Origin of the sequence: Silvibacterium acidisoli, assembly GCA_022870745.1 — a bacterium.
In the GTDB taxonomy this organism is placed as follows: Bacteria; Acidobacteriota; Terriglobia; order Terriglobales; family Acidobacteriaceae; genus Silvibacterium.
In genome coordinates this window covers 2,064,665-2,089,594 of the sequence record CP085323.1, presented here as the reverse complement: position 1 = coordinate 2,089,594, position 24,930 = coordinate 2,064,665, and the positions used below count along the sequence as shown (strand labels likewise).

Annotated in this window: 19 protein-coding genes; 3 read left to right on the top strand and 16 right to left on the bottom strand. The window is 58.8% G+C overall.

Going from position 1 to position 24,930, the window contains the following annotated elements; all coding sequences use genetic code 11:
* Positions 1 to 22: 22 nt before the first annotated feature.
* Positions 23 to 2,683, bottom strand: coding sequence for a DNA gyrase subunit A (gene gyrA, locus LJD29_RS08595; protein WP_446745347.1), 2,661 nt, complete (start codon positions 2,681 to 2,683; stop codon positions 23 to 25).
* Between the two features lie 247 nt (positions 2,684 to 2,930).
* On the opposite strand from gyrA, the gene LJD29_RS08590 reads away from it, so the two are divergent.
* The 3 genes from LJD29_RS08590 to ruvB are packed head-to-tail and all read left to right on the top strand — an operon-like array spanning position 2,931 to position 6,292.
* Complete coding sequence (locus tag LJD29_RS08590) at positions 2,931 to 4,109, top strand: hypothetical protein (RefSeq protein WP_446745346.1); 1,179 nt, start codon at positions 2,931 to 2,933, stop codon at positions 4,107 to 4,109.
* Between the two features lie 54 nt (positions 4,110 to 4,163).
* Positions 4,164 to 5,240, top strand: a complete 1,077-nt coding sequence (locus LJD29_RS08585; RefSeq protein ID WP_446745345.1) for an acyltransferase family protein — start codon at positions 4,164 to 4,166, stop codon at positions 5,238 to 5,240.
* A 17-nt stretch (positions 5,241 to 5,257) separates the two neighbouring features.
* A complete protein-coding gene (gene ruvB / locus LJD29_RS08580) occupies positions 5,258 to 6,292 on the top strand; it encodes a Holliday junction branch migration DNA helicase RuvB (RefSeq protein ID WP_446745344.1) in 1,035 nt (344 codons plus the stop codon).
* A gap of 3 nt (positions 6,293 to 6,295) precedes the next feature.
* Here the strand turns inward: ruvB and LJD29_RS08575 are convergent, their stop codons facing one another.
* The 15 genes from LJD29_RS08575 to LJD29_RS08505 are packed head-to-tail and all read right to left on the bottom strand — an operon-like array spanning position 6,296 to position 24,924.
* Complete coding sequence (locus tag LJD29_RS08575) at positions 6,296 to 7,228, bottom strand: DUF6734 family protein (RefSeq protein ID WP_446745343.1); 933 nt, start codon at positions 7,226 to 7,228, stop codon at positions 6,296 to 6,298.
* A 22-nt stretch (positions 7,229 to 7,250) separates the two neighbouring features.
* Complete coding sequence (locus LJD29_RS08570; RefSeq protein ID WP_446745342.1) at positions 7,251 to 9,866, bottom strand: DUF6519 domain-containing protein; 2,616 nt, start codon at positions 9,864 to 9,866, stop codon at positions 7,251 to 7,253.
* Between the two features lie 37 nt (positions 9,867 to 9,903).
* The gene (locus LJD29_RS08565; RefSeq protein ID WP_446745341.1) at positions 9,904 to 12,201 is read right to left on the bottom strand and encodes a hypothetical protein; all 2,298 of its coding nucleotides are present in this window, start codon (positions 12,199 to 12,201) and stop codon (positions 9,904 to 9,906) included.
* A complete protein-coding gene (locus LJD29_RS08560) occupies positions 12,198 to 15,005 on the bottom strand; it encodes a baseplate J/gp47 family protein (protein WP_446745340.1) in 2,808 nt (935 codons plus the stop codon). Before LJD29_RS08560 ends, LJD29_RS08565 begins: the two co-directional genes overlap by 4 nt.
* A complete protein-coding gene (locus LJD29_RS08555) occupies positions 15,002 to 17,461 on the bottom strand; it encodes a baseplate J/gp47 family protein (RefSeq protein ID WP_446745339.1) in 2,460 nt (819 codons plus the stop codon). Before LJD29_RS08555 ends, LJD29_RS08560 begins: the two co-directional genes overlap by 4 nt.
* Positions 17,458 to 17,826 (bottom strand): GPW/gp25 family protein, encoded by a 369-nt coding sequence (locus tag LJD29_RS08550; RefSeq protein ID WP_446745338.1) that lies wholly within the window; start codon positions 17,824 to 17,826, stop codon positions 17,458 to 17,460. The genes LJD29_RS08555 and LJD29_RS08550 overlap by 4 nt, the downstream gene beginning before the upstream one ends.
* Positions 17,827 to 17,830: 4 nt before the next feature.
* A complete protein-coding gene (locus LJD29_RS08545) occupies positions 17,831 to 18,148 on the bottom strand; it encodes a hypothetical protein (protein WP_446745337.1) in 318 nt (105 codons plus the stop codon).
* A gap of 1 nt (position 18,149) precedes the next feature.
* The gene (locus tag LJD29_RS08540; RefSeq protein WP_446745336.1) at positions 18,150 to 18,659 is read right to left on the bottom strand and encodes a phage baseplate assembly protein V; all 510 of its coding nucleotides are present in this window, start codon (positions 18,657 to 18,659) and stop codon (positions 18,150 to 18,152) included.
* A gap of 11 nt (positions 18,660 to 18,670) precedes the next feature.
* Entirely contained in the window at positions 18,671 to 19,807 is a 1,137-nt protein-coding gene (locus LJD29_RS08535) for a hypothetical protein (protein WP_446745335.1), read from the bottom strand.
* A complete protein-coding gene (locus LJD29_RS08530) occupies positions 19,800 to 20,165 on the bottom strand; it encodes a LysM peptidoglycan-binding domain-containing protein (RefSeq protein ID WP_446745334.1) in 366 nt (121 codons plus the stop codon). The genes LJD29_RS08535 and LJD29_RS08530 overlap by 8 nt, the downstream gene beginning before the upstream one ends.
* Before the next feature lie 14 nt (positions 20,166 to 20,179).
* Positions 20,180 to 20,782: a hypothetical protein gene (locus LJD29_RS08525; protein WP_446745333.1), complete on the bottom strand. Its 603-nt coding sequence runs from the start codon at positions 20,780 to 20,782 to the stop codon at positions 20,180 to 20,182.
* The gene (locus LJD29_RS08520) at positions 20,782 to 21,105 is read right to left on the bottom strand and encodes a hypothetical protein (protein ID WP_446745332.1); all 324 of its coding nucleotides are present in this window, start codon (positions 21,103 to 21,105) and stop codon (positions 20,782 to 20,784) included. Before LJD29_RS08520 ends, LJD29_RS08525 begins: the two co-directional genes overlap by 1 nt.
* On the bottom strand, positions 21,102 to 22,997 hold the full coding sequence (locus LJD29_RS08515; RefSeq protein ID WP_446745331.1) for an ATP-binding protein: 1,896 nt from the start codon (positions 22,995 to 22,997) through the stop codon (positions 21,102 to 21,104). Before LJD29_RS08515 ends, LJD29_RS08520 begins: the two co-directional genes overlap by 4 nt.
* A complete protein-coding gene (locus LJD29_RS08510; protein WP_446745330.1) occupies positions 22,994 to 24,232 on the bottom strand; it encodes a Pvc16 family protein in 1,239 nt (412 codons plus the stop codon). The genes LJD29_RS08515 and LJD29_RS08510 overlap by 4 nt, the downstream gene beginning before the upstream one ends.
* Positions 24,229 to 24,924: a hypothetical protein gene (locus LJD29_RS08505; RefSeq protein WP_446745329.1), complete on the bottom strand. Its 696-nt coding sequence runs from the start codon at positions 24,922 to 24,924 to the stop codon at positions 24,229 to 24,231. Before LJD29_RS08505 ends, LJD29_RS08510 begins: the two co-directional genes overlap by 4 nt.
* Between the last annotated feature and the right edge of the window lie 6 nt (positions 24,925 to 24,930).

The window sequence follows — 24,930 nt, the reverse complement described above, 5'->3', positions numbered from 1 at the left end:
GCTCTCACGAGCGCCCTTTTATTTACTGAAGCAGCGTGCCGTTTTCCGGCTCCGTCTTGGCTTCTTCCGGTGGGATGACCATGGCCGCGGCTACCTTGTCCTCTTCTTCGAGGTTCAGCAGCTTGACCCCCTGGGTTGAGCGGCCTGCGGCGCGGATGGTCTTGGTGTCGATGCGGATGATCTTGCCGTACTGGCTGATCACCATCAGCTCCGACGTTTCGTCCACCAGCTGAATCGAGCTGACCTTGCCGTTGCGCGAGGTCGTCTTCAGATTGATCACGCCCTTGCCGCCACGAGTCTGCAGACGGTACTCGTCCACATCGGTGCGCTTGCCAAAGCCCTGCTCGGTCACCGAGAGGATGAGGCAGGCACAGGAAGCACCCTCGCCATCGACCTTGCGTTCCTTGGGAGTTACAGCGATGCCGACCACATAGTCCTTCTTGCCGAGGTCAATGCCGCGTACACCGCGAGCCGGACGCCCCATGGAGCGCACATCGTTCTCGTCGAAGCGGATGGCCATGCCTTCGTGCGTGGCGAGGAAGACAACCTGGTTGCCGTCGGTCAGTCGCGCGCCGATCAGCTCATCTTCGTCGTCGATGCCGATGGCGATAATGCCACGTGCCATGACGTTGCAGAAGTCCTTGAGCGGCGTCTTCTTCACCGTGCCGTTGCGCGTCGCGAAGAAGATGAACTTGCCCTCTTCCTCGAGATTGCGAACCGGCAGGATGTTGCGAACCGTCTCGCCCGGCTGCAGATTCAGCAGGCTGGCCATGGACTTGCCCTTGCCCGCCGCGCCTACGTCTGGAATCTCGTAGACCTTGAGCCAGTAGACGCGCCCCGTATTGGTGAAGCAGAGCAGGTAGGCGTGGGTCGAATCGATGATGAGCTGCGAGACGAAATCCTCTTCGCGCGTCTTCATGCCGATGCGTCCCGTGCCGCCACGCCGCTGCTGGCGATAGGTAGAGATCGGCGTCCGCTTGAGGTAGCTCGAATGTGAAACCGTCACGGCGACCTGCTCGTCGGCGATCAGATCTTCGAGCTGCAGTTCGGCTGCTTCGTCGAGGATCTGCGTGCGACGGTCGTCTCCGTATTCCTTGCGGACCGCTTCCAGCTCCTTCACGATCACCGCGCGAAGCTTCTTCTCAGAAGCCAGGATCGACTCGTACTCGGCGATGTTCTCGCGCACCTGCGCGAGTTCCTTAAGCAGTTCGTCGATCGAGAGCTGGGTGAGGCGATAGAGCTGCAGTTCGAGGATGGCGTCGATCTGGCGGTAGCTCAGCGTGAGCGTGGCCGTGATGATCGTCGCCGGGTCGATGTTGTACTTAGCCGGGTCGAGCGTGACGCCGGTCAGCGCCTGGTCGCGCACCGTGATGGTGCGGCCGGAGAAGAACTGGAAGAGGTTCTCGCGGGCATCGGCGCGGCTGCTCGATCCGCGAATGATCTTGATGACGTTGTCGAGGTGGTCGAGCGCAATCTGGTAGCCGAGCAGTATGTGCTCGCGCTCGCGCGCCTTGCGCAGCAGGAAGGCCGTGCGGCGGCGCACCACGTCGATGCGGTGATCGATGAAGTGGTGAATCGCCTGGTCGAGCGGAAGCTCCTTCGGCTGGCCATTGACGACAGCCAGGAAGATCATCGAGAAGCTGTCCTGCATCTGGGTGTGCTTGTAAAGCTGGTTGAGTACGATCTGGGCTTCGGCGCCGCGCTTCAGCTCGATCATGATGCGCATGCCGTCGCGATCGCTCTCATCGCGCACGTCGGAGATGTCGTCGATGACCTTTTCATTAACGAGATCGGCGATGCGCTCGATCAGCTTCGACTTGTTCACCTGGTAGGGGATCTCGCTGACGATGATCGCCTGGCGGCCCTGGTTCATGTTCTCGATGGCGCACTTGGCGCGCATGAGGAAGCGGCCGCGGCCGGTCTTGTAGGCGTTGGCAATGCCGCTGCGGCCATAGATGAAGCCGCCGGTCGGGAAGTCCGGCCCCTGCACGTGACGAAGCACTTCGAGCAGACCCGCCTGCGGGTTGTTCACCAGCTCGATCGTCGCATTCACGATCTCGGTCAGGTTGTGCGGGGGGATGTTCGTCGCCATACCGACCGCAATTCCATTCGACCCGTTGACGATAAGGTTAGGAATACGCGTGGGCAGAACGACCGGCTCGGTGGTGCTTTCATCGAAGTTGGCGACCATGTCCACGGTCTCCATATCGATGTCGGCCATCATCTCGCTGCCGATCTTCATCATGCGGCACTCGGTATAACGATAGGCCGCCGGCGGGTCGCCATCGACCGAGCCGAAATTACCCTGTCCGTCGACAAGCGTGTAGCGAAGCGCCCAGGGCTGCGCCATGCGCACCAGGGCATCGTATACAGCGCTGTCACCGTGCGGGTGGTATTTCTTCAGGCACTCGCCCACCACACCGGCGCACTTGGAGTAGCGCTTGTTGTACTGCATGCCTTCGCGATCCATCGCGACCATGATGCGGCGATGTACGGGCTTCAGCCCGTCGCGCACGTCAGGCAACGCGCGGCCAATGATGACCGACATCGAGTAATCGAGATACGACTTGCGCATCTCTTCTTCAATGTTGATAGGAACAATGCTTGCGGCCCCGGTGGGGTCACCCGCACCGCTCGATCCATTGCCGCCAAGGGGGAGTTCTGGGTTCTGATCGTCTGCCATAGATAGTTGTTCTTTCAGCACGCCGCGCGTGTAGAAACTGAGACAGGGAAGCTGCGCTCAAGGCTGCCAAATAGAGTTATCTCTATGATACGGTAAGATTTAGGCTGCGACAACGGACTTTAAACCCATGTAATGAACGGTTTGCGGGGGGCACTGAAAGGGCATCCGCAGACATATACACTGACAGCAGATTTTTTAGGCCGAAGTTTAGAAAAGCAACAGAAGTATCGGTTCTATCCTGAAGAAAATGTCGTCTTCCGAACAACGCCTGCGTAAATTCCGATTCAACCGGCCTCAACAGATCGCGGCCCTTTTGTTGACCCTTCTGCTGGCCCAGTGTCTGTGGGTAATCGCGCACCGTTCGCTCTCTGAAGACGACTACCAGTACGCGCGCTGCGGCCGGGAGATGTGGGAAAAGCCCTCTCCTCTGGCTGGATATTTCACCAGCTGCGGCAACATTCACGACGGCACGCTTGCCTACCGCGCCGCCGGGCTTCCGCTGACCATCGAACGCATCTTCGCCGGACAGGAAGCCTCTACCTCGACCTGGGAGATGCGCCACGAGCTGAGCTATATCGGCATCCTGCTGCGGCTGCCGTTCATGTTTGCCGCGCTTGCACTCGGCGGCTGCCTCTGGTGGGTAACGCGCAGACTCTTCGGAAACGAAGGCGGCTATCTGGCTCTGGCACTTTACTGCTTCTCGCCACCCATCGTCCGCGCCGCTACCTATCCGAACAACGAGATCTGGGCTGCCTTCGCCTTCTTTGCGGCTGTCTATACCGCCATTGGCGTCTCGCATGCCATGCAGGGACCGCGCAGGAAATGGCGTCCCCGGATTGTGCTGCTGACAGTGATCTTCGGCATCGCCGCGGCATCGCATGTGGCGGCATTTCTTGTCGCGCTGCTGCTGGCGCTCGGCTTCATGGCCTACCTGGCCGAGGGCAAGCGCGCCTACCTGCCCACACTGCTGATTCTGTGGGTGCTGGGGGCAATGCTGATCCTCTTTGCCTGCTACGGCTTCCGTCCGGATGCCTTCAGCTATGTCTTCCGCAGCGAAGCCGCAGCGATGAGTTTTTCCTTCGACGGTTCACGCATACTGTTTTCGAACCTCGTGAACGCCGGATTGACGATTGCCCTGGCTGGAGCGCTCGGCCTGTATGCCATCACGCGGCGGTCACGCTACTTCGGCAACACTTCGCCGCTGGCGGTCAGCGTGCTGCTTCTGCTGCTGACTACAACCGGGGTGACCTCAGAACCCTGGCTCTGGGCCATTCCGTTTCTTCTGACCTTCGCAGGCGGCGTCTACGCCGACGTGCTCGAAACCCGCTACCGCCGCTGGTTCCTGTGGCTCACTGTGGCGATGGTGCTGGCGCAGGCTGCACTTTGCATTGCAGGATTGAAACTGCTGCCCGGTACAATAATTTGACAGCCGCCATTGTCAACGGAGTTAACGCGGCCCATCCCTATTTCCGAGAAGTAAATGAGCAACCAAATCCGACGCATTGCCTCGCTTGATGGACTTCGCGCAATTGCCATCCTTCTCGTGCTTGTCTTCCATGCCAGCGAGAGCGATGGATTTCCGCACTGGATGGCGTTGCCATCACCCTACGGCGGTTTTGGCGTACGGATCTTTTTCGTCATCTCCGGATATCTGATTACCACCCTGCTGCTCCGCGAAGAGGAAAAAACAGGAACCATCTCCCTCAAGAGCTTTTACATTCGCCGCAGCTACCGAATTTTTCCGGCGGCATACGTTTTTATCCTTGCCGTAGCGCTTTTCGGCCATCACCTGGCCAGGTTAAAAGACTTCCTGGTAGCGATTTTTTACGTCCAGAACTACTCCAGCCATGCGCCGATTTTCTGGCATCTTTGGTCTCTCTCCATCGAAGAGCAGTTCTACCTGATATGGCCGTTGCTCTTCCTGCTGTTTCCGCGTAGACGAACCGGAATCCTGATAGCCGGCATCGCCATCAGTCCGATCTTTCGCGGGCTGGCGTATGTTCTGCACTATCCTTCGATGCTTCAATGGTTTCCGTCGATGGAAGATGCGCTTGCAACCGGCTGCCTGCTGGCCGTGCTGGGAACAAGGCTGGATCCCTTCCGGAAGTGGATCGATCGCTTGATCATTCCGATCGTTGTCCTGACCGTCGTCATGCTGGCGCTGCCTTATCCACACGGATTCCAGCCCCTGGTCCTTTTCACGTTGCTCAATGTCGGCATCACGCTCTCAGTCGACCATTTCATTCGCCATCCCTACAGACTTCTGAACAATCCTCCGATCGAGTGGATCGGACGCCTTAGTTACAGCCTCTATCTGTGGCAGGAGCCGTTTCTTTTTGTTCGTTCGCTCCACGGGTGGTGGACCAGATTTCCCGCCAACTTCGCCATGGCATTTCTGTTTGCCTGCGCGAGCTACTATCTCGTCGAAAAGCCCGTCCTGGCCTTCAGAGACCGGCGGATGAAAGCCCGCAGGCTGCAGAGTGCTTCCCAGCCCGGCAATGAGCAGGCGGCGGAACAAGCGTATGGGGGCAAGGTCCTCGAAGACGCCGCCAAATGATTTAGACTCCGATACAAATGGCCCAGCGGAAAGACGATCCTGAACGGCTGGTAAGTGCGGCGCGTTCGGAAGACGAAAACCAGTTCGAGCTGAAGCTGCGTCCGCGGCGCCTGCAGGAGTTCATCGGGCAGGAAAAGGCCAAGGAGCAGCTTGCCATCGCGCTCGAAGCTGCAAAGTCGCGCGGCGAAGCGCTGGATCATGTGCTGCTCTTCGGGCCTCCCGGCCTGGGCAAGACGACGCTGGCCACGATCATCGCCAACGAGCTGGATGTCGGTTTTCAACAGACTTCCGGTCCGGCTCTGCAAATCCAGGGTGATCTTACGGCGATCCTGACCAACCTGCGCGAAAAGCAGGTGCTTTTTCTCGATGAAATCCACCGCCTGCAACCGGTGCTTGAGGAAAAGCTGTACACGGCGCTGGAGGATTACAAGCTCGACATCATCATCGGCCAGGGTCCCGCCGCACGCACACATGTGATGGACATCCGCCCATTCACATTCGTCGCCGCGACAACGCGGCCCGGCCTGCTTTCTTCGCCTCTGCGCTCGCGCTTCGGCATCCTGCTGCGGCTGGAGTTTTATTCTGACGACGACCTTCGCTATGTCGTCGAACGATCCGCCGAGGTGCTGGGCGTGCCCATAGACCAGGACGGCGCAGCCGAGATCGCCATGCGCTCACGCGGCACACCGCGCATTGCGAATCGTCTGCTGCGTCGTGTGCGAGACTACGCCCAGGTACGCGGCTCCGGGCAGATCGACCGCGCCACAGCGCAGCATGCACTCAAGATGCTGGAAGTCGATGCTCACGGCTTCGACGAGCTCGATCGCCGCCTTCTGCTGACCATCATTGAGAAATACGACGGAGGGCCGGTCGGCCTGAATACCCTTGCCGCCACTCTGGCCGAAGAGCAGGACGCTCTTGAAGAGGTCTACGAGCCGTTCCTGATCCAGCATGGCTTTCTCGACCGCACGCCACGTGGCCGCGTGGCCACCCGGCTCGCTTACGAGCACTTCGGACTGCCGTTGCCCCGCAAGCAGAACTCCCTGTTCTAAAGATCATCGGGCTTGCAAGCCCGCGGGATTCATAACGGCTTCGCTGCGCGAAAGCTGCACGCAATGCCGATAGAAATCCCTGTCCTCGTCGAGGCATCGCTGTTCAATCCGGGAGGCGATCGACGTGTCACGCTTTGCGTCGCCCAGCAAATGCGTGAAACCGGCTCTTACCGCCGAATCGGGATGAAAGGCTTCTTCAAGACTCTGGAAGAGATACCGCATGCTCACGCCGCGAAAAGGAGAGTCGGGGTGGGAGCGGTGAAAGTCCACGCAGGACTGCGCAAGAAACTGCTCCACCACCATGTTGAATCCGGACCTGTCGTGAAAGCTGTTCCACGCGGCTGCATGCTCCGGGTTCAGGACGAGATCAATCGCCAGGTTCGAATAATAGCGAATGAAGTCGACCCGATTGCCGCCGAATATGCCGCAGTTAGCCTCGCGATAATAACGCAGCCCGCGCGAACGCGACCACTCCCACTCCACCGGCAGCGTGGCGCCCTGCCGCTCGAAGGCATGCTCAACGTCACCGGGCGTGCACCATTCCGCCAGCGGCGGATGATCTTCGGGGCACTGCGAGAAAACATCGGCACACAGCAGCGACTGCGGTAAGGCCTTCCACAGAAAGACATCAGTATCGAGGTGGACGAATGGTTTGTCCTGCAGGGAATAGGCCACCAGTTTGCCGAGCGCCCACCAGCCAGGATCGACGGAGTGGAGCGTGTCCAACTCCGTAGAAACATGATCGAAGGACAATCCCAGGCAATTGACCAGCAGCGCCTTGCCGGCGCTGTCGGTAATCAGAACGGTCTCCGGATGATGCCTGCGCGCGGCCCGCTGTGACAGCCCCCATGCCAGCAGGTGATGCAGCGGGCTGTACCAGATACGCCCCTTGTACTCCCGGAACGGCTTGCTCCAGAACGACCACACTGCACGCATTACGGCTCCCCCTTAACCGTCTCTACAGAACCGGAATGATCGGCGCTCTGCCGATCGGAAAAACCGAGATGCCGCCCTGAACACCGATCAGGCTGAACGTAACCATCTTCGTAACCGGAGATCCAAAGGCGAACTCCGCAACTGCCGCAACCTGGAAGTTGTAAGTGTTGCCCTCACCGGGATTGCCGAACACATTGAGATTGACCGCGCCGGAATCCTGTCCTTTTGGAATCAGGAGCCGGGTTGTTTCCAGGCTCACATAGCTGCCTGGATTGACGCCCGCTGTAATTGCCGTCAGCGAGAGATCCACCGCGGCGCCCGCAGCCAATGCAGCCGGATAAGTGAGCTGTACCGTGAGCTGTGGCGTAACCGCCTGGGGAGGATCCCCCGTGACAACTCCTGAGACCGTGCCGAACTGTGACAGCACGATCGTGAGAGAGGTGGCGTTCATCGAAAGATTCACTACATCGTTGTAAGGCGCGAGGTAAAACCACCCTTCGAAATCACTCGTCTTTCGGCCGCTCCCCGAAGGCATCTGCAGTGCAATGCATGGGGTCTTTCCATCCTGCTGCAGCGACGGAATACCGGCACTTTCGCCGTCGAGATATGCGGTGTTGTTTCCATTCTGCGCAAAGATCGCCGAACCCAGAAGCTTTACACGCGCGCGTGCAGCAAGCCCGAAGGTTGCCAGCAGACCCAGCAGGTTCTGGTTGATCATCTGGAGATAGAGACCGCGAACACCGTCGAGATCGAGACTCGGCAGCATCCACTGAATCTGCATGGTGCTGATGTTCAACGACAGATCCCAGTCAAGGATGGAAGAAAGCAGGGGAAGAGTTTTTACCAGCTCCGCATAGTTAATCAGCGTAGACAGCGGCTTCGCAGATGTATTCGAAGCGGCTGCCCGCGCCTCCTGGTTGTTGGAACTCAGTATGGATGTGTTCACCGTCTCGATGCTCACGATCATGCTCGATCCGCTCAGCGGAGACGTTGGCAGTTGATCGACCGTCAGCGAGAGTCCGGATGCGAGAAGTTGATCGAACGTCATCACATCATCGTTCTGCCAGCTATAGGCCGAGATGTGGATCGAACCTTGTGAAGCTCCTGGAGCCAGAGATGTGAGCGGATAAAAGATGCGCCGGCAGGATTCAATCAGCGGTGCCCCGGTCAGATCACTCCAGTGAATGCACGCAAGAGGAGCGCGATAGACAGGGTTTGCGTGAGCAGGTTGATACAGGCTGCCATCGCTGCCGCATGGCGGCCATTCAATCGTGCCCGATGCCGTGCGCGCGGGGATCGTCCAGTAATCTCCCGCCTGGTAGGTGCCGGCTCCGAAACTAACCTGGATGCCATTCTCAAGTGTCGCCCACGAATTGACCGGCAGGGGGATGCCGTCCATGGTATCTGCTCCGCCAGACTGGTCCCATCTGCGCATGCGCGCATGCAGCGATGTATCCACTCCGACGACCGGCGAGGTGAAGGTTACCGACGGGCCGGTTGGATCGATGCTCAGAATCTGGTAGAGCAGACCGGGTTGGTTCGGTATCTGCCCGAAGATCGCGCTGTCGTCATAGACCTCGACCCATTGATTCACCTGGAAGCCGAGATTTGCATCCGGCCCCAGCGAATCCACCCAGACCGTCGCGCCGTTCACGCTGTTGATGGCTGTAACGACCGACGCATTCTCGCGCGACCACTTGAACATGGCCGTCAATTCATCGCCGGAACGATGAATCTCGACACGATAAAGTTGATTCTCCAGCCCCTGGTATCCGGCAGCTGCAACCGGCTGGCACGAGCAATCGGATGCTCCCTGGTTTGTCGCGGCGCACATGGTTCCCGTGCTGACGAACGGGGTCGCCGCGTACATCTGGCTGCAGCAGTCCGCGGTGACATTCGGTCCCACCGTCGCTGCTGGCGCTTCGGAAGCGCTGCTCGCAAGAGTCCCTCTCTCAGCTTCAATTCCTGCGAGCGTGGCGGCGAGCCGTTGCCTGGCAACAACGGACGAAGTCTTTTGCCGCAACGCCGCCTGCATCTTCACCGCGGAGGAACGATCGATAGAAGCGGCCTGGAGTGGCCGGAGCGGCAACCTGTGGCCTGCGGCCGTTTCAGCATTCCTGGAAAAGCCCGATGCGGGCTGCACATATTCTGCAACCACGCGCCAGACCGTCTGTAATCGCGCGGTGCTGTCGGCCTGTCCCAATGCAGGCTCACGCAGGCAGGCATCGTCGAGTGCCGTCACAACACGCTGCCACACCTCAAGAAAAACCTGCACGGCGCCACCGCTTTGCGCCAGCTGGCCAATCAGAGAGCCGTCACTGACTGATGGATGAATCAGGTATGGCTGGCTGCCGTACGCCAGACCATCCTGGCTGTTTTCACACAGCAGTCCCTGCACGTAGTAGCGTCCGGCGCCGATAACGATCGTGGTGCCTGAAAGAGTGATGGCGAAACCTGCCACATCTGCAGGCGCGCCATATTCGCCGACTACGTCAATCGTCTCGGTCTTGCGAAGATACGCCTGGATCGCAGATCTCTCATTCGCGTCAGCATCGAGTGCAACACGGCCCTGCTGTTCTAGAACAGCCGTGTAATGACTGCCTGGGTTAAACCGTATCCGGCTGAAGTCGCCTTTCATCGCTCACCTGGCCATTTCTTATTTGTAACTACAGTTGCTACATAAGCCCGCCGCCGATGCCGGCCCACTGCGGGCGCTCCTCTTGTTCGCAGCCGCAGCCACGAGGATGAATTGCCTTTCCGTAAACAAAGACCGGCGCGGGCGCCTCTTCAAGGACACAGCGCGACGGGTGCAGGAAGATTCCACTCTCCAGCCCGATGGGTAAGTATTCCGGTGCACGGAGCTGGACATTTCTCACCGCTTCGCTTTCCTGGATCTGCAGGTAGACACCGATCTGCGAGCCGTTATCGGCTCCATTCCAGATGGCGAGAGGAACATCTCCGCTGAACATGCCGTATCCCGGCCGCCCATAACGCAGCGATATAAAACGCGGCTCCAATGCGGCCTGCGTGTCGGAGCCTGGCGGCAGGCATTCGTAGCGGCGCGGTGTAATCGAGTTGAACGGCAGCCAGCAGAAACGCACGCAGCCAGTCTGCTTGCGGCTGATCCATACTGGAGCCGCCCATGGATCCCGGCGCGGCTGGTGAGCGTAGAAAAGCGTATTCGACGCCAATGGCAGCGTCCGCGCGTGGACCTTGCCGATAACCGTGCTGTCTTCTATGTGAAGATCGGCACCGGCTGAGGCCATGTCCGGTGCAGCGTATGCCACGCAACATGGCGAGGTAGCATCGACGATGCTCGAGCAGATGCGCGCAGACCCGCCGGCATTGGCGGCAACCGGTCCACAGACACAACGCACGAGCGAAAGGCTTGCTTCTGCCGCTGTCACGATGACGCTCGGCTCACCCGGCGCAACAGGCTGCAGATGATTATTCAGCGCCAGGCCGGGAACCAGCGTGCTATCCATCAGCTGCACATTAGAAGTGAGGCCGCTCAGAGTGATCTGCCCGGCAATCCACACACCGCTCAACAGCAGCGAGCCGGCCGGCTCTATTTCTCCTTCGAGCAACACTCGCCCGATGGTCCCGCGAACTTCCATGTTGCCGATGAGCGTGGCGCACGCATTGTTCCAGACCACATCCAGTGGGCCACCTTGTGGAATCGGAACGCCCGAAGCAATCGTCAGGCTGCTCCCCGCCGGCAGTTCAATCGCTCCTGCTTCGGTAAGGTCTATGGCGTGGCGCTCGAAGGCGGGAAGCACGATGATCCCGCTCGCTCCTGGAGCCAACATGTTCCATGCAACGACCGCGTCGCTTACAGTGGGGTATTCAAGGGAACCTACTACCGCAAACAATTCCACCTGAGCAGGCTTCAACGATGACAGCGAAGCCGAGCGATCGTAGGGTCCGCCACCGATCTCACCCGCAAAGCCGTAGGAGTAGTTCACGCGCAGTTCGAGCGGCAATTCGAGATCATCGGCATACTGAATTCTCCCTGCCTGTGGATCGACAGCGATACAGCCGTGAGGAACATTGCATCTTTGGCTTCCCGTGAGGTTCGCAGACCGGATCATCGAACCATCGACGGGCATGCCATCGGCAATCAGCAGGACGCTTGCGCCCGGGCCATAGAACTGAGGTGCGTTTGCATCCGCAAGACTATCTCGAAACTCCATCCGGCCGATCGGCTGCGGCACATCGATGCGCCCGGTAAGGCGCTCGAAGGAATCACGCGGCGCCGGTTGCGAGAACAAGGGCATCTCGAACCCGAAGGGACTGAACAGGTAACAGCCTTCGCCCGACGAAACTACCGGAGCATTTCTCACGGGCCAGCTCCGAAGCCGCCAAAGATGAATCGCAATATCAGGTATGTTGAACCGCCCCGGACCATGCAATGCAATATCGAGAGGTGTCGCATCAGGGCTTGCCGCCACTCGCGTGCGTGGTGCGATACGGCGTACGTCTACGTTATAGTTCGCGTGCTCGAATGCATTCTCTTCAAGCTTCCAGGGCTCAAGACGGCGAACGCTGACTGTAGCCTTGTGCCTTGCCCGTACATGGCGCATGCTCTCAGTCGTGATAAGCCGCTTGAACTCTTCAACGACCATGGAAGCGCGCCCCGAAACATCCATCGTCAATTGTTCGAGCGCGATGAGAGTTCCTTTGCGCCTGCGGTAGCTGATCGTGTTCGCGACCTCGGCGCGGCTGTCGAAGCTTGCGCCTGTAACCTCGTAAATCGAGTTGTAGCCGAGCAGATCGCCGATATAGGGAATCACCCATGACGCGCAGGTCTCGATGAACTGATCGTCGTAGAGCTGCTGAATATTGTCTTCAACGATCCCGGCCTGGGCAGCAAGAATGGAGAAGATCGCTTCAAGGGGGCCACCATTGAGCGCATCGCGATCACGATAAACGGCTGGCAGCAGCGCAAACAGCTGATCGGCGCTCAGGCTCATGACCATACTCCAAGATTCCCCCGCGTCTGCGGATCGAGCACCAACATCTGCGCGCCTTGAGGCGGTAATGGGCCAGAAGCGCAAAGCTGCATGGGGATCGCAGCAGACAAGGGCTGGCCGCTGAGCGAGAGACTCTTCAGTTGAACCGCGATCACTCCGGACGTGCTCTGAAGAATGCTTGTTACCTCGCTCGCCGCGACATTCTGTGCAAGGTCACGCTGCGCAAAAGCGAATGCTGAGGTCACGTTCTGCCACACCTGTTCGAGTACCAGCTTCGGGTCGTACCGCTCCTGATCGATATTTACGTTCGCTGCAAACTCAAAGAGCACAGGCGCATACGATGCCACCTGCAACGGCACGTAAGGATTTCCGTTCGACTGAAGCGCCTTAACAAGATTCGTAACAATCGGATCGATCTTCTGGAATGTCGCGCCGTTCTCGCCTGCGATCGAAAGAAAGACACCGCGAATGTTTCCGAACCACGTCCACGTAGCCAGCGCCTTCGCGATGCCTGCAAAAGCGAGCGCGAAGTTCTGGTAGTCCTCCAGAGAAACTACGCGCCCAATTGTCAGCGTGGGCATGGGAGCACTCCGGCGTGCATCGGCTGGCGTAGCTGGATCCGCGGCCCCGGTAGCAGGGCCAGGATTGCTCACCGTCTTTAATCCTTGAGGGCGATCAATCGGCTGCGAGAGCTGGCCAGCGTTGACCATGCCTCCAAGGCCAATTCCCTTACGGTAGACAGCACGGATATTTGCCTGCCCGGTTGGAGGAATCGCCCCCTGCGATCCGTTTCCGAACTGGATGACTGTTTTCCCCTGCGCATTGGTTCGCGTTACATACACACGGTCAGCCGGACTCGAAGAGAGAAGGTTAGACACCTCCTGCCAGCGCAGATTGTTTACCCACACCTCGAGCGTGCTCTGCGAACCATTTCCGGAAGGCGATGTGATGTAGGTGAGCGGGGTTTGCTTGAGGGTGAACTGCAGCGCGTCATTGCCAGCGTCGCCGCTGCCTAGAATCTCCTGAACGGTCTCGCCGTTGGTCGCTTCAACCGCATTCGCATTTACCGCCACTGTCGGTGCATCGTAGATCCGGGTAAGTGGTGCGAGCAGGCTCAGTGTCGTAAGATCACCCGCGACTACGACTCCATTCACCTGTGCAGCTTCACTAACGACGGCGTCCTGCTTTGCAGAGGGCACGAGCAGAACATTGGTCGAGTCGGCGACAAGTGTGCCGGCAATTCCCGCGACCGTGATAACGCTCCACTCAGGCAGAGCGGTCACGGAATCTGTTCCTGGCGGATAACTATCGACAACGAAGAGCTGATTGTCGGTCACAACAAGTACTGCATCAGAGCTCGCAGGTATAAACACCGCCTGATCTCCATGAAGCACCTGCAGCCGTGTTCGCCTGCCTGAGACGCCTATTGGCTGACTCGAAGCGATCTGCTGGCCACCCACGAGCGTAATTGACGATCCCTGCACAGGCAGGCTCATGCCGGGCACAATGCGGACACCACCGAAGCTGGATGCGGCGAGCGGAATATCCGGAAGCGATAGTTGCACGCTCTGCACGTAAGCCGTGATATTGCGGGTCTCCTGCACAAATTCCCAGAGCAGAGAGTTAAGCGACAGATAAGGGTCGCCCGCAAGAATGCCTCCCCATCCCAACGTAAGCTGGGTTGTCTTCGTCGTGAGCGTGTAGCGGTTGGGATTCGATTCGCTCGCCGCGTTGATAGTGAAATACGAGGTGTAACCGAGCCCGGTAAGAATCGCGAACTGCGTCACTCCTGACTGTGGTGCAAGTCCCGGATAAGACGCGTCCAGATGAACCTGGTAACTGTCCTCATCGTAGATAAAGTTCCAGTCAGAGCCCGGACCGATCGATGACGGATAACCCGGGATGTTCGCGAGATTCGGGTTCGAAGTTAAGCTTCCTAAAGACAGAGGATTCGGCGCCTGCACGCCATAGAGAGCAGCCTTTTTCCGGAAGACATACACGCATACATCATCCGCCGTGGCTTCGGCGGCAAAGTTCGCCGAGAGCGGCTGATCCCAGCTGACGTTCGTATTGCCCGACGCAGTATCTGTTACGACAGCCGTTACATAATGGACATCTGCCGGACCGTTCGTCACCGGCGCACCGTTCTGCGCCGTGAGAAAGAGCAATGCATCGCCCGCATTGATGTTGTTTGCGGTTCCTGAAATCCAGGCACTGGTGTCGCTGCCCACGAGTTGCCACGGAATCGTCGTCTGCGCGGGCAATGCGTTCAACGCAATCACCGCGGTCAGGTCCTGCGATGTTTCGAAGGTCTGCGGCGTCTCGCCTGGACCAGGCACGCTCTGCACCCGCGTTCCGGCAGGAATACGCACGTTGTCAGGCGAGCCGCTGGCGCTCATCAAGGTAAAGGCCAGGACCGCGGATGCAGCCACGCCGGGAGACGGCACATAACCAACCAGCCGCGCCAGTTCAAAGACCGATCTCTGATCCACGGCCGTGCGCAGATAAGCTTCGTTCGCAAAACGCTCCTGGTAGAAGGTGAGCACATCGAGCGTTACCGCCCACGCATCGAGCAGCGCGATGCTAAAGTCTGACGCATCGCGTGTACGCAGCAGCCCAAGCAGCGGGTACTCCGGGTCGGAGAGCGCGGCCAGCATACTGGCATTGAAGGTTGAATACGTACCGGCGCGATAAGCGATGGACGACAACGCCGGCCTGTTGGAGATGACCTGCGGCGTCTCCTGCTCCACACCTGCGCAGCAGCCGCAAAGCTCTTCATCAGGAAGCAGGCACCCGCCGCTCATCTTCCACCGTCCATCTGGAGCTCGAAGAGTCCGTGATCCATGCGGTTCGGATCGTTGTCGCAACGAGGAACTTCAAGTGGTCCCATCGTCAGATATCCCTGGCTCACGCCGTCGCCTCCTTCATCCCCCATCCGTGAAAAGACAAGAAGCGTCGCCGCGAGCACACCATCAACTGCCTGGGCAGCCGCTATCAAGGGGCTGGCATACACCGTCTCGCCGAAGAAGAAATTACTCGCGTTCAGCAGGCCGCTTGCGCCACTGCAACGGTTGCCTGTTACAAAAACCTCGAGCAGGGCCTCGTACACATCCCCCTGGAAATGAGCCGGATCTACGCAGATCTCCATGCGAATGCGCAGGCCCACCACTACAGCCCCTTCGACTTCGAGATCTGTACCCATCATCCGCAACAGGTTCAGGCTCTGTTTTGTACCGTTAATGAGTTGCGGCGTAAGCATGTTCGTTGCGTCTACTGACACAAACGCGGTATACCAGCTGCCTGTCCAGCGCAGCGTGCCACGCGCTTCACGAACGCCGGCAATCTGCGCCGCCATCTCGCCGTAGTCCGATTCGGTCACGCAGCGCATCTGCGACTGGTAGCTGAATGGCGCGTACTGCACAATGTGCGCCATCTCTTCGGCATCGACTCCGCCCGCGGCCGCCAGCGGATTTCGCACGGCAGCAACGCTCTGCAATGGAGGCATGAAGTCGCCAGGCAAGACGGCGTGCGCAAGTGAATCGCGTCCGATATTTCCGATGGCTCCGTTGCCGATACGATAAGTCGCAGTGAAGGTAACGCCTGTATCCGGCGCTGCTCCATACTGGCCATCACCGAATCGAAGAAAGACTGTGCCATCGTGTTCGATCTCTGCAAGAAACACATGATCAGTGCCATCGCTGGAAAGCAGATCACGCTGCGGAGTCCATGCGAGGCCATCGTCGCTCGTCAGGGCGATCTGCGGTGCGATCTGCGCTTCGTCTTGTACAAGAAATGCGGCGGCGGAGGTCATGCCGCTAAAGGCTGCACTGAAAGTGAGCGGAGCTGAAGCAAGGCTCGGGTTGAAACGCGGCCGCGCAGTCTCAGCTGATGCGTCTGCGCTGCAATTGCATCCTCCTGTTGTGACAGGTGACGGTGGCGCCACAGGAACTTCCCCTAGCGACTCGTTGTCGATCCACACGCCATGGTCTGCGGGAACAATGTTGCCGCGCGCCACCGATACGCCAAATACCGGTATTGAGCCGTGCTCTGCATCGGTCGTGGAAGACAGGCAAAGTGGAAACGGCAAAGCATCTGCTTCAGCCCATGTAATCTCCGTGATCGCCTGGCCATTCAGCGGATCGACGAGCACACGGCCCAGGTAATCGACGGTGCGAACACCGGTCAGCAACACGGCGCAACGGTTCGCTGGATTTGCATCGGGTGCGTCCGCTGTTAACGGGCCCAGAACCTCCTCGAAGATCAGCACGCCGCCGGCCTGCAAAGAACTCAGGCTGCCGAACAGCGTCGCCCCCGTGGAGCCTGCCGGCAGGCAGCAGTTTGCATCGCCCCAGGTATAAAAATCGATGCTGTTCTGCTCGAGATAGATCGTGGTGTCGCGCATCGATCTGAATACAGGATGGGCAGTTTTCGAAAGCTGTTGCGCAACCGCATCCCCCGCTTTTGCAGCCGATGGCAGGCCGGGCACTCGAACATAAAAGAGGGTGCCTTCCGGCAACAGAACATCATCGCGGCCCGCCGTGATCGCCACCCAGCACCGCGCATTGCTGCCTTCGGCCACGCGGTAATCCATCAGGCGCGCATGACGACGCAAAGAGATGCGGCTGCGCGCTGTTCCGATGTAGGCCTCGGTGCTGACGGAGTCCTGCTGGTAGCTAAGATGGTCGGCTGCGTAGGCAAGCGTCTCTACCATTGCCATGCCTATGTCTGCCGCATGCGACTCCATTGAAGCGGGAGAGAGCGTGGCCAGTCGATCCAACATCAGTTGCCGGAACCCTTCATAGTCCTTCGCGAGATAGTTGATATCCGGCGCTGGGCTTCTCGGTTGTGGACAACAATTCTCGACGCGGCAATCGGATGGTGTCGGGCATCCTGCCTTGAATGAAAAGGTCACTGATGAAAGTTGAGGATCGAAACCATCAGGAGGGTCGATAATGCCTTCGCCCGCAACCAGCGAAAGCGTGTATGTGGAGAAGTCGCCAGTAGCGTTCAGCCACAGTGTCACCACCAGGGGGCTGTCATCGCTTGCTCCGGTAACAGACGCAACCGTAACCGCAGAACCGCCAGTGATCGTGATGTTATTCGGCGAGAGATTCAGCGGTCTTGCATCCTTCAGCAGGGTGAGTTCCAGTTGCTTTCCGCACCCTGCCGGCCCCACAACTTCTAGATAGTCGATGCCGTTGAGCCTTGGACTTTGTAATACCAGCGACCGGCGATTTTTCTGTGAGCAGAAATAGATCATGCGCTCACCCCGCCATAAACAAACTGTTGCGTCTGTTGCTGCTGTGTCTGCAAAACGGAGTAGACCACCGTGATCTGCAGCGTTGCGTCAATCGCTTCCACATCGACGGACAAAACGCGTATCAGATCCGATAGCCATTGCTGCAGGCCCGCCTGTATCGCCTGCTGCTGTACTCCTGCAAGCACGTCGCTGTTCGGCGCGAAGACCAGCTGCGCCGTGCCGCTGCCGAACGTCGGGCGATTCACGCGCTCCCCCGGCGACGTAAAGAGAACCTGCTCGATCATGTCGCGGACATGCGTCAACAGGTCGGTCTGCGCTGTGTGTCCCGTCGCGTCGAAATTGTAAGGATAGGCCAGGTTCATCATTTCCTCACGTTGCCATCACTCGGGTTTGCGTCAAGATCGGCAGAAGCGGCGTGCCTGTGGGCGCGCATATCGCCTGGCTGCTCTGCACCAGCAGCGGTTGTCCATTCGAGGTCACGCGCACGCTTCCCGTAAGCCATGTCGCTGTCACGCACGGAGGAACGGCCGGCGGAATACCCGGGCAACCGGCCACAAGCCACGGCGCTGTCATCAGGCAGCTCGACATGCCACTCAACATCACGCGAGGATTCGGCACCACCGCATTCGCCTGCCCTGCATGCATGCATAACACCGTCGCTCCCTGCTGGATCAGGAATCCAGGCATGTCAGATGACCTCCATCGCGCCTTCGTTCACCGTGACCGCGGGCCCTGTCATGACGATGGTTGCGCCCTGCCCGTTGCTGATCGTGATGCCCACATCGGAGATGGAAATGAACGCGCCAGTTGCAGCCTTCAACAAGATGCCTCCAGTCGGGCCTGGCACGTCACTCACAATCAGCGTGTTCTGGCCTGTCGTCTGGATCGTCACCTGCTGCAGGCCCTGTGCAGCCAACGCAAGCACCGGAACCTCTTCCGCCGCGCCCCAGTACGAGCCAACCCAGATAGGAAAATCCGGGTCGCCCTGCTCGAACTCCACCCACACGCCCGAGCCCACTTCAGGCACAGCATGAAAGCCTGATTGAATACCCGCAAAAGGAACGCATGGCGTGGCCCATGTCGATGGCAGAATATTCGACACGTCCGGAATGAAGACCATCAATCTCCCGATCTGCAGAGGGTCGATGTTGTCGAGCACTGTCCCTCGATACTTGCCGTAATACTTTTCGATTGCCATCTTTTACTCCCTCAATACGGCATAGCTGGAACCAACGGCGTATCCGCTATCAGCGCATTCCTCTTCAGTACGAAACTCTGTTTGTATTCGCCCGGCTTCAACCGATGCGTAGCGCTATCGACGAAATGCATTCCATCGAAGGCCACACCGGCGCCGCGCACTCCCACCAGGCTCCGCGCGCGCAGTGGCTGCCCATAACGCAGTACATCGAGACTGCCCTCACCGGTCACCACGTCTGCTGTCTGCACCGAGCGTGCCATTCCCTTCATCAGCGCCTGCGCCACCGGCAGCTTCGCGGTAGAGGTCATCTGCTCCACCTTTTGCGGCAAAGGCACCACGACGCCAAGAGGAGGATTGAAGGGTGTCACCGGCGGAATCGGCAGCGGAATAACGACCTTGCTGAACTCATCCTGCAGAAAGACCAGCGGAGTCACGGACGTCTGTGGCTGATAGCGAAAATGCAGGCTCTCGACATTCGTCCATGAGTCGAGGTTCACATTGAGCGCCGGCTGCGGAATCCCAACACGCACCTGCGGTCCCCAATAGGCTTCGCTCATGCCAGGCAGTGGACCCGGCGTCAGGTAAAAGACGTAACCCACTTCGTCGGCAAGATGCTGGATGTACTCAAGATCTGTCTTCTTCTGCGAAGGTGTGCGATCGATAGGCACCTGTATGTCGGGCGCGGGTACCGGTATCACAGCAGGAACGACGCCAAAAGCTGCGTACTTGGCGAGGATCGTCTCTACCCGTAGATCGGGACTCATGCCCGGATACGGCAGTCCCGAAAAATCGATCAGGCCCATCAGCGCCGTCAGATCTTCCCCAGTCACCACCAGCTTCGACGAGCCCTGCATCGCATCGGGAACAACTTCGTGGTGCAGGATGACACCATCCATGATCACCTGCGGCAGCCCTGCGAAAGTCACCAGCAGAATCACGCGCAGCACTGGTAGCGGAGACCCAGCCGCCAACAGGAAAAAGGTCTGCAGAATCGAATCATCCGCCAGCGTGAAGGTGAGCTGAAAACCGCTGCGCCCGGTTGCCGACTCCGTAACCTCGACCGAAGAAAGTGCATCGACCAATGGCTTCGGAACCGGAAACGCCTCAACAGGTCCGGCGAGCATCGTCAGGTAAAGTGGACTAGCCATTGCGCGCTCCCGCAGGCAGCTTCGAAGCAAGGGGAATCAGGATCGTGCGTCCCACCTCGGCCGTTAATTCATCCGGGTCCGTGGTGCCGTTGGCATCGCAGATCATCCAGTACAGCAGCGGATCACCAAGAAATTTCGCTGCAAGGTTATCGATACGATCTCCGTCGACGACCGTGTAATTCTGTACCGATGTGTAGATCGAAGCGGAAGGCAGAATCCTGCGCGCCAGGTACTTCACCGGAGTGCCATCCGTCAGCGTGTAGTCCTCAATCGGCGAGCCGTAATAGCGGCTGCTGGGATTCGTAGGGCCGCCAGTGCCAGCGGCGGAGGTGATCAGCGATGCGAGTGCGTTGTCCATCTTCTCGTCTCCCCTCAGGCGCGCTGCGCCAGCGACTCCTTTGTGAGCTGGTAAATCATGTAGAGCGCTCCGGCCGGTGTCAGGAATCCCACATCGTTGACGCTGAGCACACGCATGCCCAGCGAAATCTTCGCGCGAATCGGATTCAACTGCGGGTCGAAGGCTTCTTCCGTAATTTCGAGATCCGTGATGCGCACCGGCGTAATGCGGCTCTTGCTCCATGCGAATACCGTGAGTGCTGATTCCATGGGCAGTATTTCCACCGTGCCGAGGAGCGAAAGCACTTCGTTCGCGATCAACACCGCGCTGGATGGATACACCAGCAGCTCCAGCACTGAAAGTTGCGGCTGTATTCCCAGCGCGATCGTAGTCGCATCCGAATTTGCCAACTGATCGGTGGCGTCGAGTTCCACATCGCACTTGATCGTTTCGACCGGCGGCCCTTTCAGGCGCAGGATCTCGGTACGGTCCGGCTCATCTCCCACACTCTGCGGCTTGAGCGATCTGCTCAACGTCTCCGGGTTGTACTGCAGCATGATCGTGTTGAGCGGAATGCCCAGGATGGGATCGAATGTGAGCAGCGCGCCCTTCTGCAGGCGAGGTGAAATATTCGACATCAGATCTTCCTCCCGGAGCTTTTGAAGATGGAGGAAACAATCCGGCGGGCCACTTCATCTCCCGCTTCTTTCGCGGACGTGCCCATCTGAAGACTTCCAATATCGAGCCGTCTTATCGCCCGATTCACACTGGCTTGTGTCGAGTCGAGCGATGCCATCATCGTCCGCAGACTCTGGTGGAATGACTCCGTAAAGAGCCGTTGCTGTAGCCGTGTATAGCCTTCGATCGTGAGCCTGCCTATCTCTACACGCAATGGTGCGGAGGACAGCGCGGTCGCGGGCCGGCCTTGAAGGCCCGGCGGCATCGACGGCTTGTGTCTCATGCCCAGCCTCGTATCTCCGCCGCAGTCAACAGGCGATTCATCTTTGAATACTCTGTCCGTGCAGCCGTAAGCAGGTGCGCCATCTGAATCGCATCGTGATCGTCTGCAGCAAGATATGCCGCATGCATCGCAATGTTACGGATAACCCCGCCAGACACATTCAACTGTGCAAGCTTCTCGTAGTCGATCTCTCCTCTCGGCGCCTGTGCCGGATAGATTCCCTCCCAGATACGCCTGCGCGCAGCAGGATCAGGAAATGGAAAGTTCACGATGAAGCGAATGCGCCGCGTGAAAGCAGAATCAAGTGCGTGTTGCATGTTCGTGGTCAGAATGGCGATACCGCGATAGGCTTCAATGCGTTGCAGGAGATAGCTGATTTCGAGATTGGCATAGCGATCATGGCTGTCATGCACCTCGCTGCGCTTGCCGAAAATCGCATCGGCTTCATCGAAAAGCAGAATGGCGCTGCTTTCCTCTGCCGCGTCGAAGATGCGACGCAGATTCTTCTCCGTTTCCCCGATATACTTGCTCACCACACACGAGAGATCGACACGATAAAGATCGAGATCCAACTCACCGGCAATCGTCTCTGCTGCCATCGTCTTGCCCGTACCCGTCGGCCCGGATAGAAGCACGCAAAGGCCAAGGCCTCGTTCATAGCGCCCGGCAAACCCCCACGCTTCGTTCACGGTCGCACGGCGCCGTACGTGAATCGCCACCTGGCGCAGCATCTCTGTCTGCTGAGGTGGCAGAACCAGATCCTGCCAGGCGGTGCGCGGCTCGAGCCGCTGCGCAACGTGATCCAGCGCCCGTCGCGAGTGCTGCCGGCATATCGTCCAGAGTTTTGCCGCGACATCTCCGTCATTTTCACGGAGCGCTGCGGACACCGAATGACGAATCGCCTGCGCATCCAGCTGGAACTGGTCCACGATACGGTCAAGGCTTCCGTTCATTTGCGCTGCAGCCGCTGGACCAAGTTCGGCGACCCACAGCTTCCTTCGTTCTGTGGCGGAGCTGGCTCGTAACGTCAAACGCAATCCTTCAAGATGTTCTTCCGCTGAGCCGGGCTGAACTTCCACGGCAACCGGCGCGTCCACCATTTCAAAAAAGGATTCGAGGTGGCGCACATTTTCCGACTCATCCGCGCGCACAAACAATGCTTTTCCTGTCAGCGCGTACTCACGCGTCCAGATCCTTGCCAGCAGCTCGCGCTCCGCCGCTGCGGCTGGGATCGAGGAAGCACGCAGCATGTAAGGCTCGCAGCCGGCCGCGCGACACATCTCGAGAAAAAACGCACGCCGCACCGAAGACGCACTGCTGATCAGCAGAACCGGAGTCCCTCGTGAAGTTCTCCAATGAGCAAGCGCGGCGCGAACCTGCTCGTGCGCACTCCCGGTAGCGGCTTCCATTTCCATCGGCCGAACTACCGCCTCCAGCCGCTCTTCCACCGCTGGAACATCCATCAGAAATTGCAGCAGGCGTTCGTCAATGCGCAGCGGCGCCTGTAACAGCGGGCCGCTGCCCACCTCGATGAGCTTCCAGTAGCGAAGCGGCCGGGCGCGGCTGATCGCGCTCCAGTGCGGCTCTTCAAGTGTCGAAAGCGCCAGGCCCAGCGTCGGCCATGCCGCCTCCTTGCACTGATGAAGAACTGAGCAAGCCGCGGCAAAACGGCTTTCAAGACTCGCACCTGCGCACAGAAGCAAGAGATCCCGCTCAAACCTGCTCAGTGCGAACGCGCGCTCCACGTGTTCAAGCGCATGGCACGGCCCTGTCGATGACAGCGATCCGGCTTCTCCCTTCAACGCTCCAGATGCGTCCGCAAGCATCCGGTAGACACGCTCCAACTCTTCGGCGAGCGAGGCGCAGTGTACGCCAGCGAAAGCGGTGCTCATACGTTCACCTGCAATTGCGGATGGAACTTGCCGCTGCTGTCGGCTGTAAGCGCGCTCTGTGCGCCGTCGATTTCCACGCGCAATGGGTAGAGCCCGGCTGCAAACGTGGATGGAATAGGGAATTTGAGCGTGGTCGAAGTGGCCGGGCCGGTAGCAGACCGCTCCTGGATCGGGATGGCATCGTCCCCGACATAGAGCACAGCCTGCTGCGCACTGCCAACCGGCGGAGAGATCGTCACCGTAAAATCCGCTCCTCTCGTCGCAGTAAACGGAGAGGAGCCCTGGATCGCCGGAATGAGCTGAAATACCGCGGCACTGGAACTGAAACCGGGATGCGGTGTTGTAGAGCCGGGATAGGTAACGCTGCGCAGCACGCGAAGCGTTCGAGTTCCCGCCTGCAGTGAAGCAGGCAGCGTGACCGTCAGCGAGTTGCCGGTAAGCGTGTTTGGACTTATGCCGGCGCCCTGGTCGAATGAGACGGTCGTATCGGCGGGCGAGTCCCCAAGGAAGTTGCTTCCGGTGAGCGTGATGACCTGACCGGCAATCGCCTTCACCGGAGTAATCGTCTCTACAATCGGGGCCTGCAGCGGTAACGCAACCAGCGCGCGCTTCTGCACGGGAAGATTCGATTTATAAGACTGCGTGTCCTGTATCACCACGACAGAAACCTGATAGGAAGTCGTCGGACGATAGCTCGTCTGGAAAGCCGTCCAGAGGCGATAGATCTCTTCCGTCGTAAGAGCTTCAGGCGTGATGCGGATATGTTCAAGCTGATCCGGCAATGTACTCCCGCTCACCAGTTGCGTCTCCGGACTCACATGCGCAAGCAAATCCGTCAGCGCACTCTGCATGGTTGCGCGCGGCACAACAGGGTTGTCATGAAACACCTGCATCGCCCAACCCAGCAAGATCTCCGAATCGAACTGATGCGCCCCGTATGCGGATACCAGGTAGTGCAGGTTGATCGCCAGCGGAGGATTGCTGAGTTTGCCTCCCTGCGCGCTGACCGACGGCATGCCCACATTTCGTAATGCCGGATTGAGACTGGCGTAGTACATGAAGAGGTTCAGTTGCGGCTGCTCGTCAGGGCCGGTCTTGATCAGGTCCGGCGAAACCGCCGTCACGCCGGGTGACGACGAGCCGAGCAGAGAACTTGGCCCTCCGCTGGTGAGCGCCGTATTGAGCAGCGAACAAAGCACAGCAGTCACTCCTCCAACTGCGAGGTAATCGCTCATGAGCGAGCACCGCCTTCACGCTTTAGAAAATGCGCAAGCGAGACGCCGGGCTGGAAAGCAGGCTTGCGGGGCGAAACGGCAGGTTGCTGCGTTGCTCGCACCTCGATATGCCCAATAGAAATCGTGACCGGTCGTGCTTGTATCGAGACATCGGCTCTCACCACCTCTTTGCGCAATGCTTGCTTCGGCGAACTGGATACGGCCTCCGTTCTTCTAGTGGTGGTGTCTGGCGAGGCCTCGATTCTCTTGAGAAAAACTTCGCGCGATGTGGCTTCCTGCCTGCCACTCTTCTCATCCCTGCCGGTTGGCTTTACCGCAACTTCATCTCCCGGCTGCTCCTTTTTTTTCTCGGCAGGCAACTCTTTCCTCGCCGATGCAATTACAGGTGCATCAGGCCGGGACTGAGGCTTGCCAGACGTTTGCTGAGCGATGTTATCTTTGGGCAGCAACCCGGTACTCTTCGAAGATTTCTCGACATCGCTCTCCGCGGTATGAATTCGCAAACCATGCGAAGCCTCCGAAAATAAATGTGAAGAATGGTTTCGGATATTTGCCTCAGCAATCGTTACGTTTTTGGCATCTCCGCTACCAGATACGGAAAATGCCTCGCCCGCTTCTTCACGGCCTCGTGCATACTTTGGCAGCATGAGCGGTTCGATACCAGGAACAGGACCGTTTGCCCGCTGAATCATTCGCTG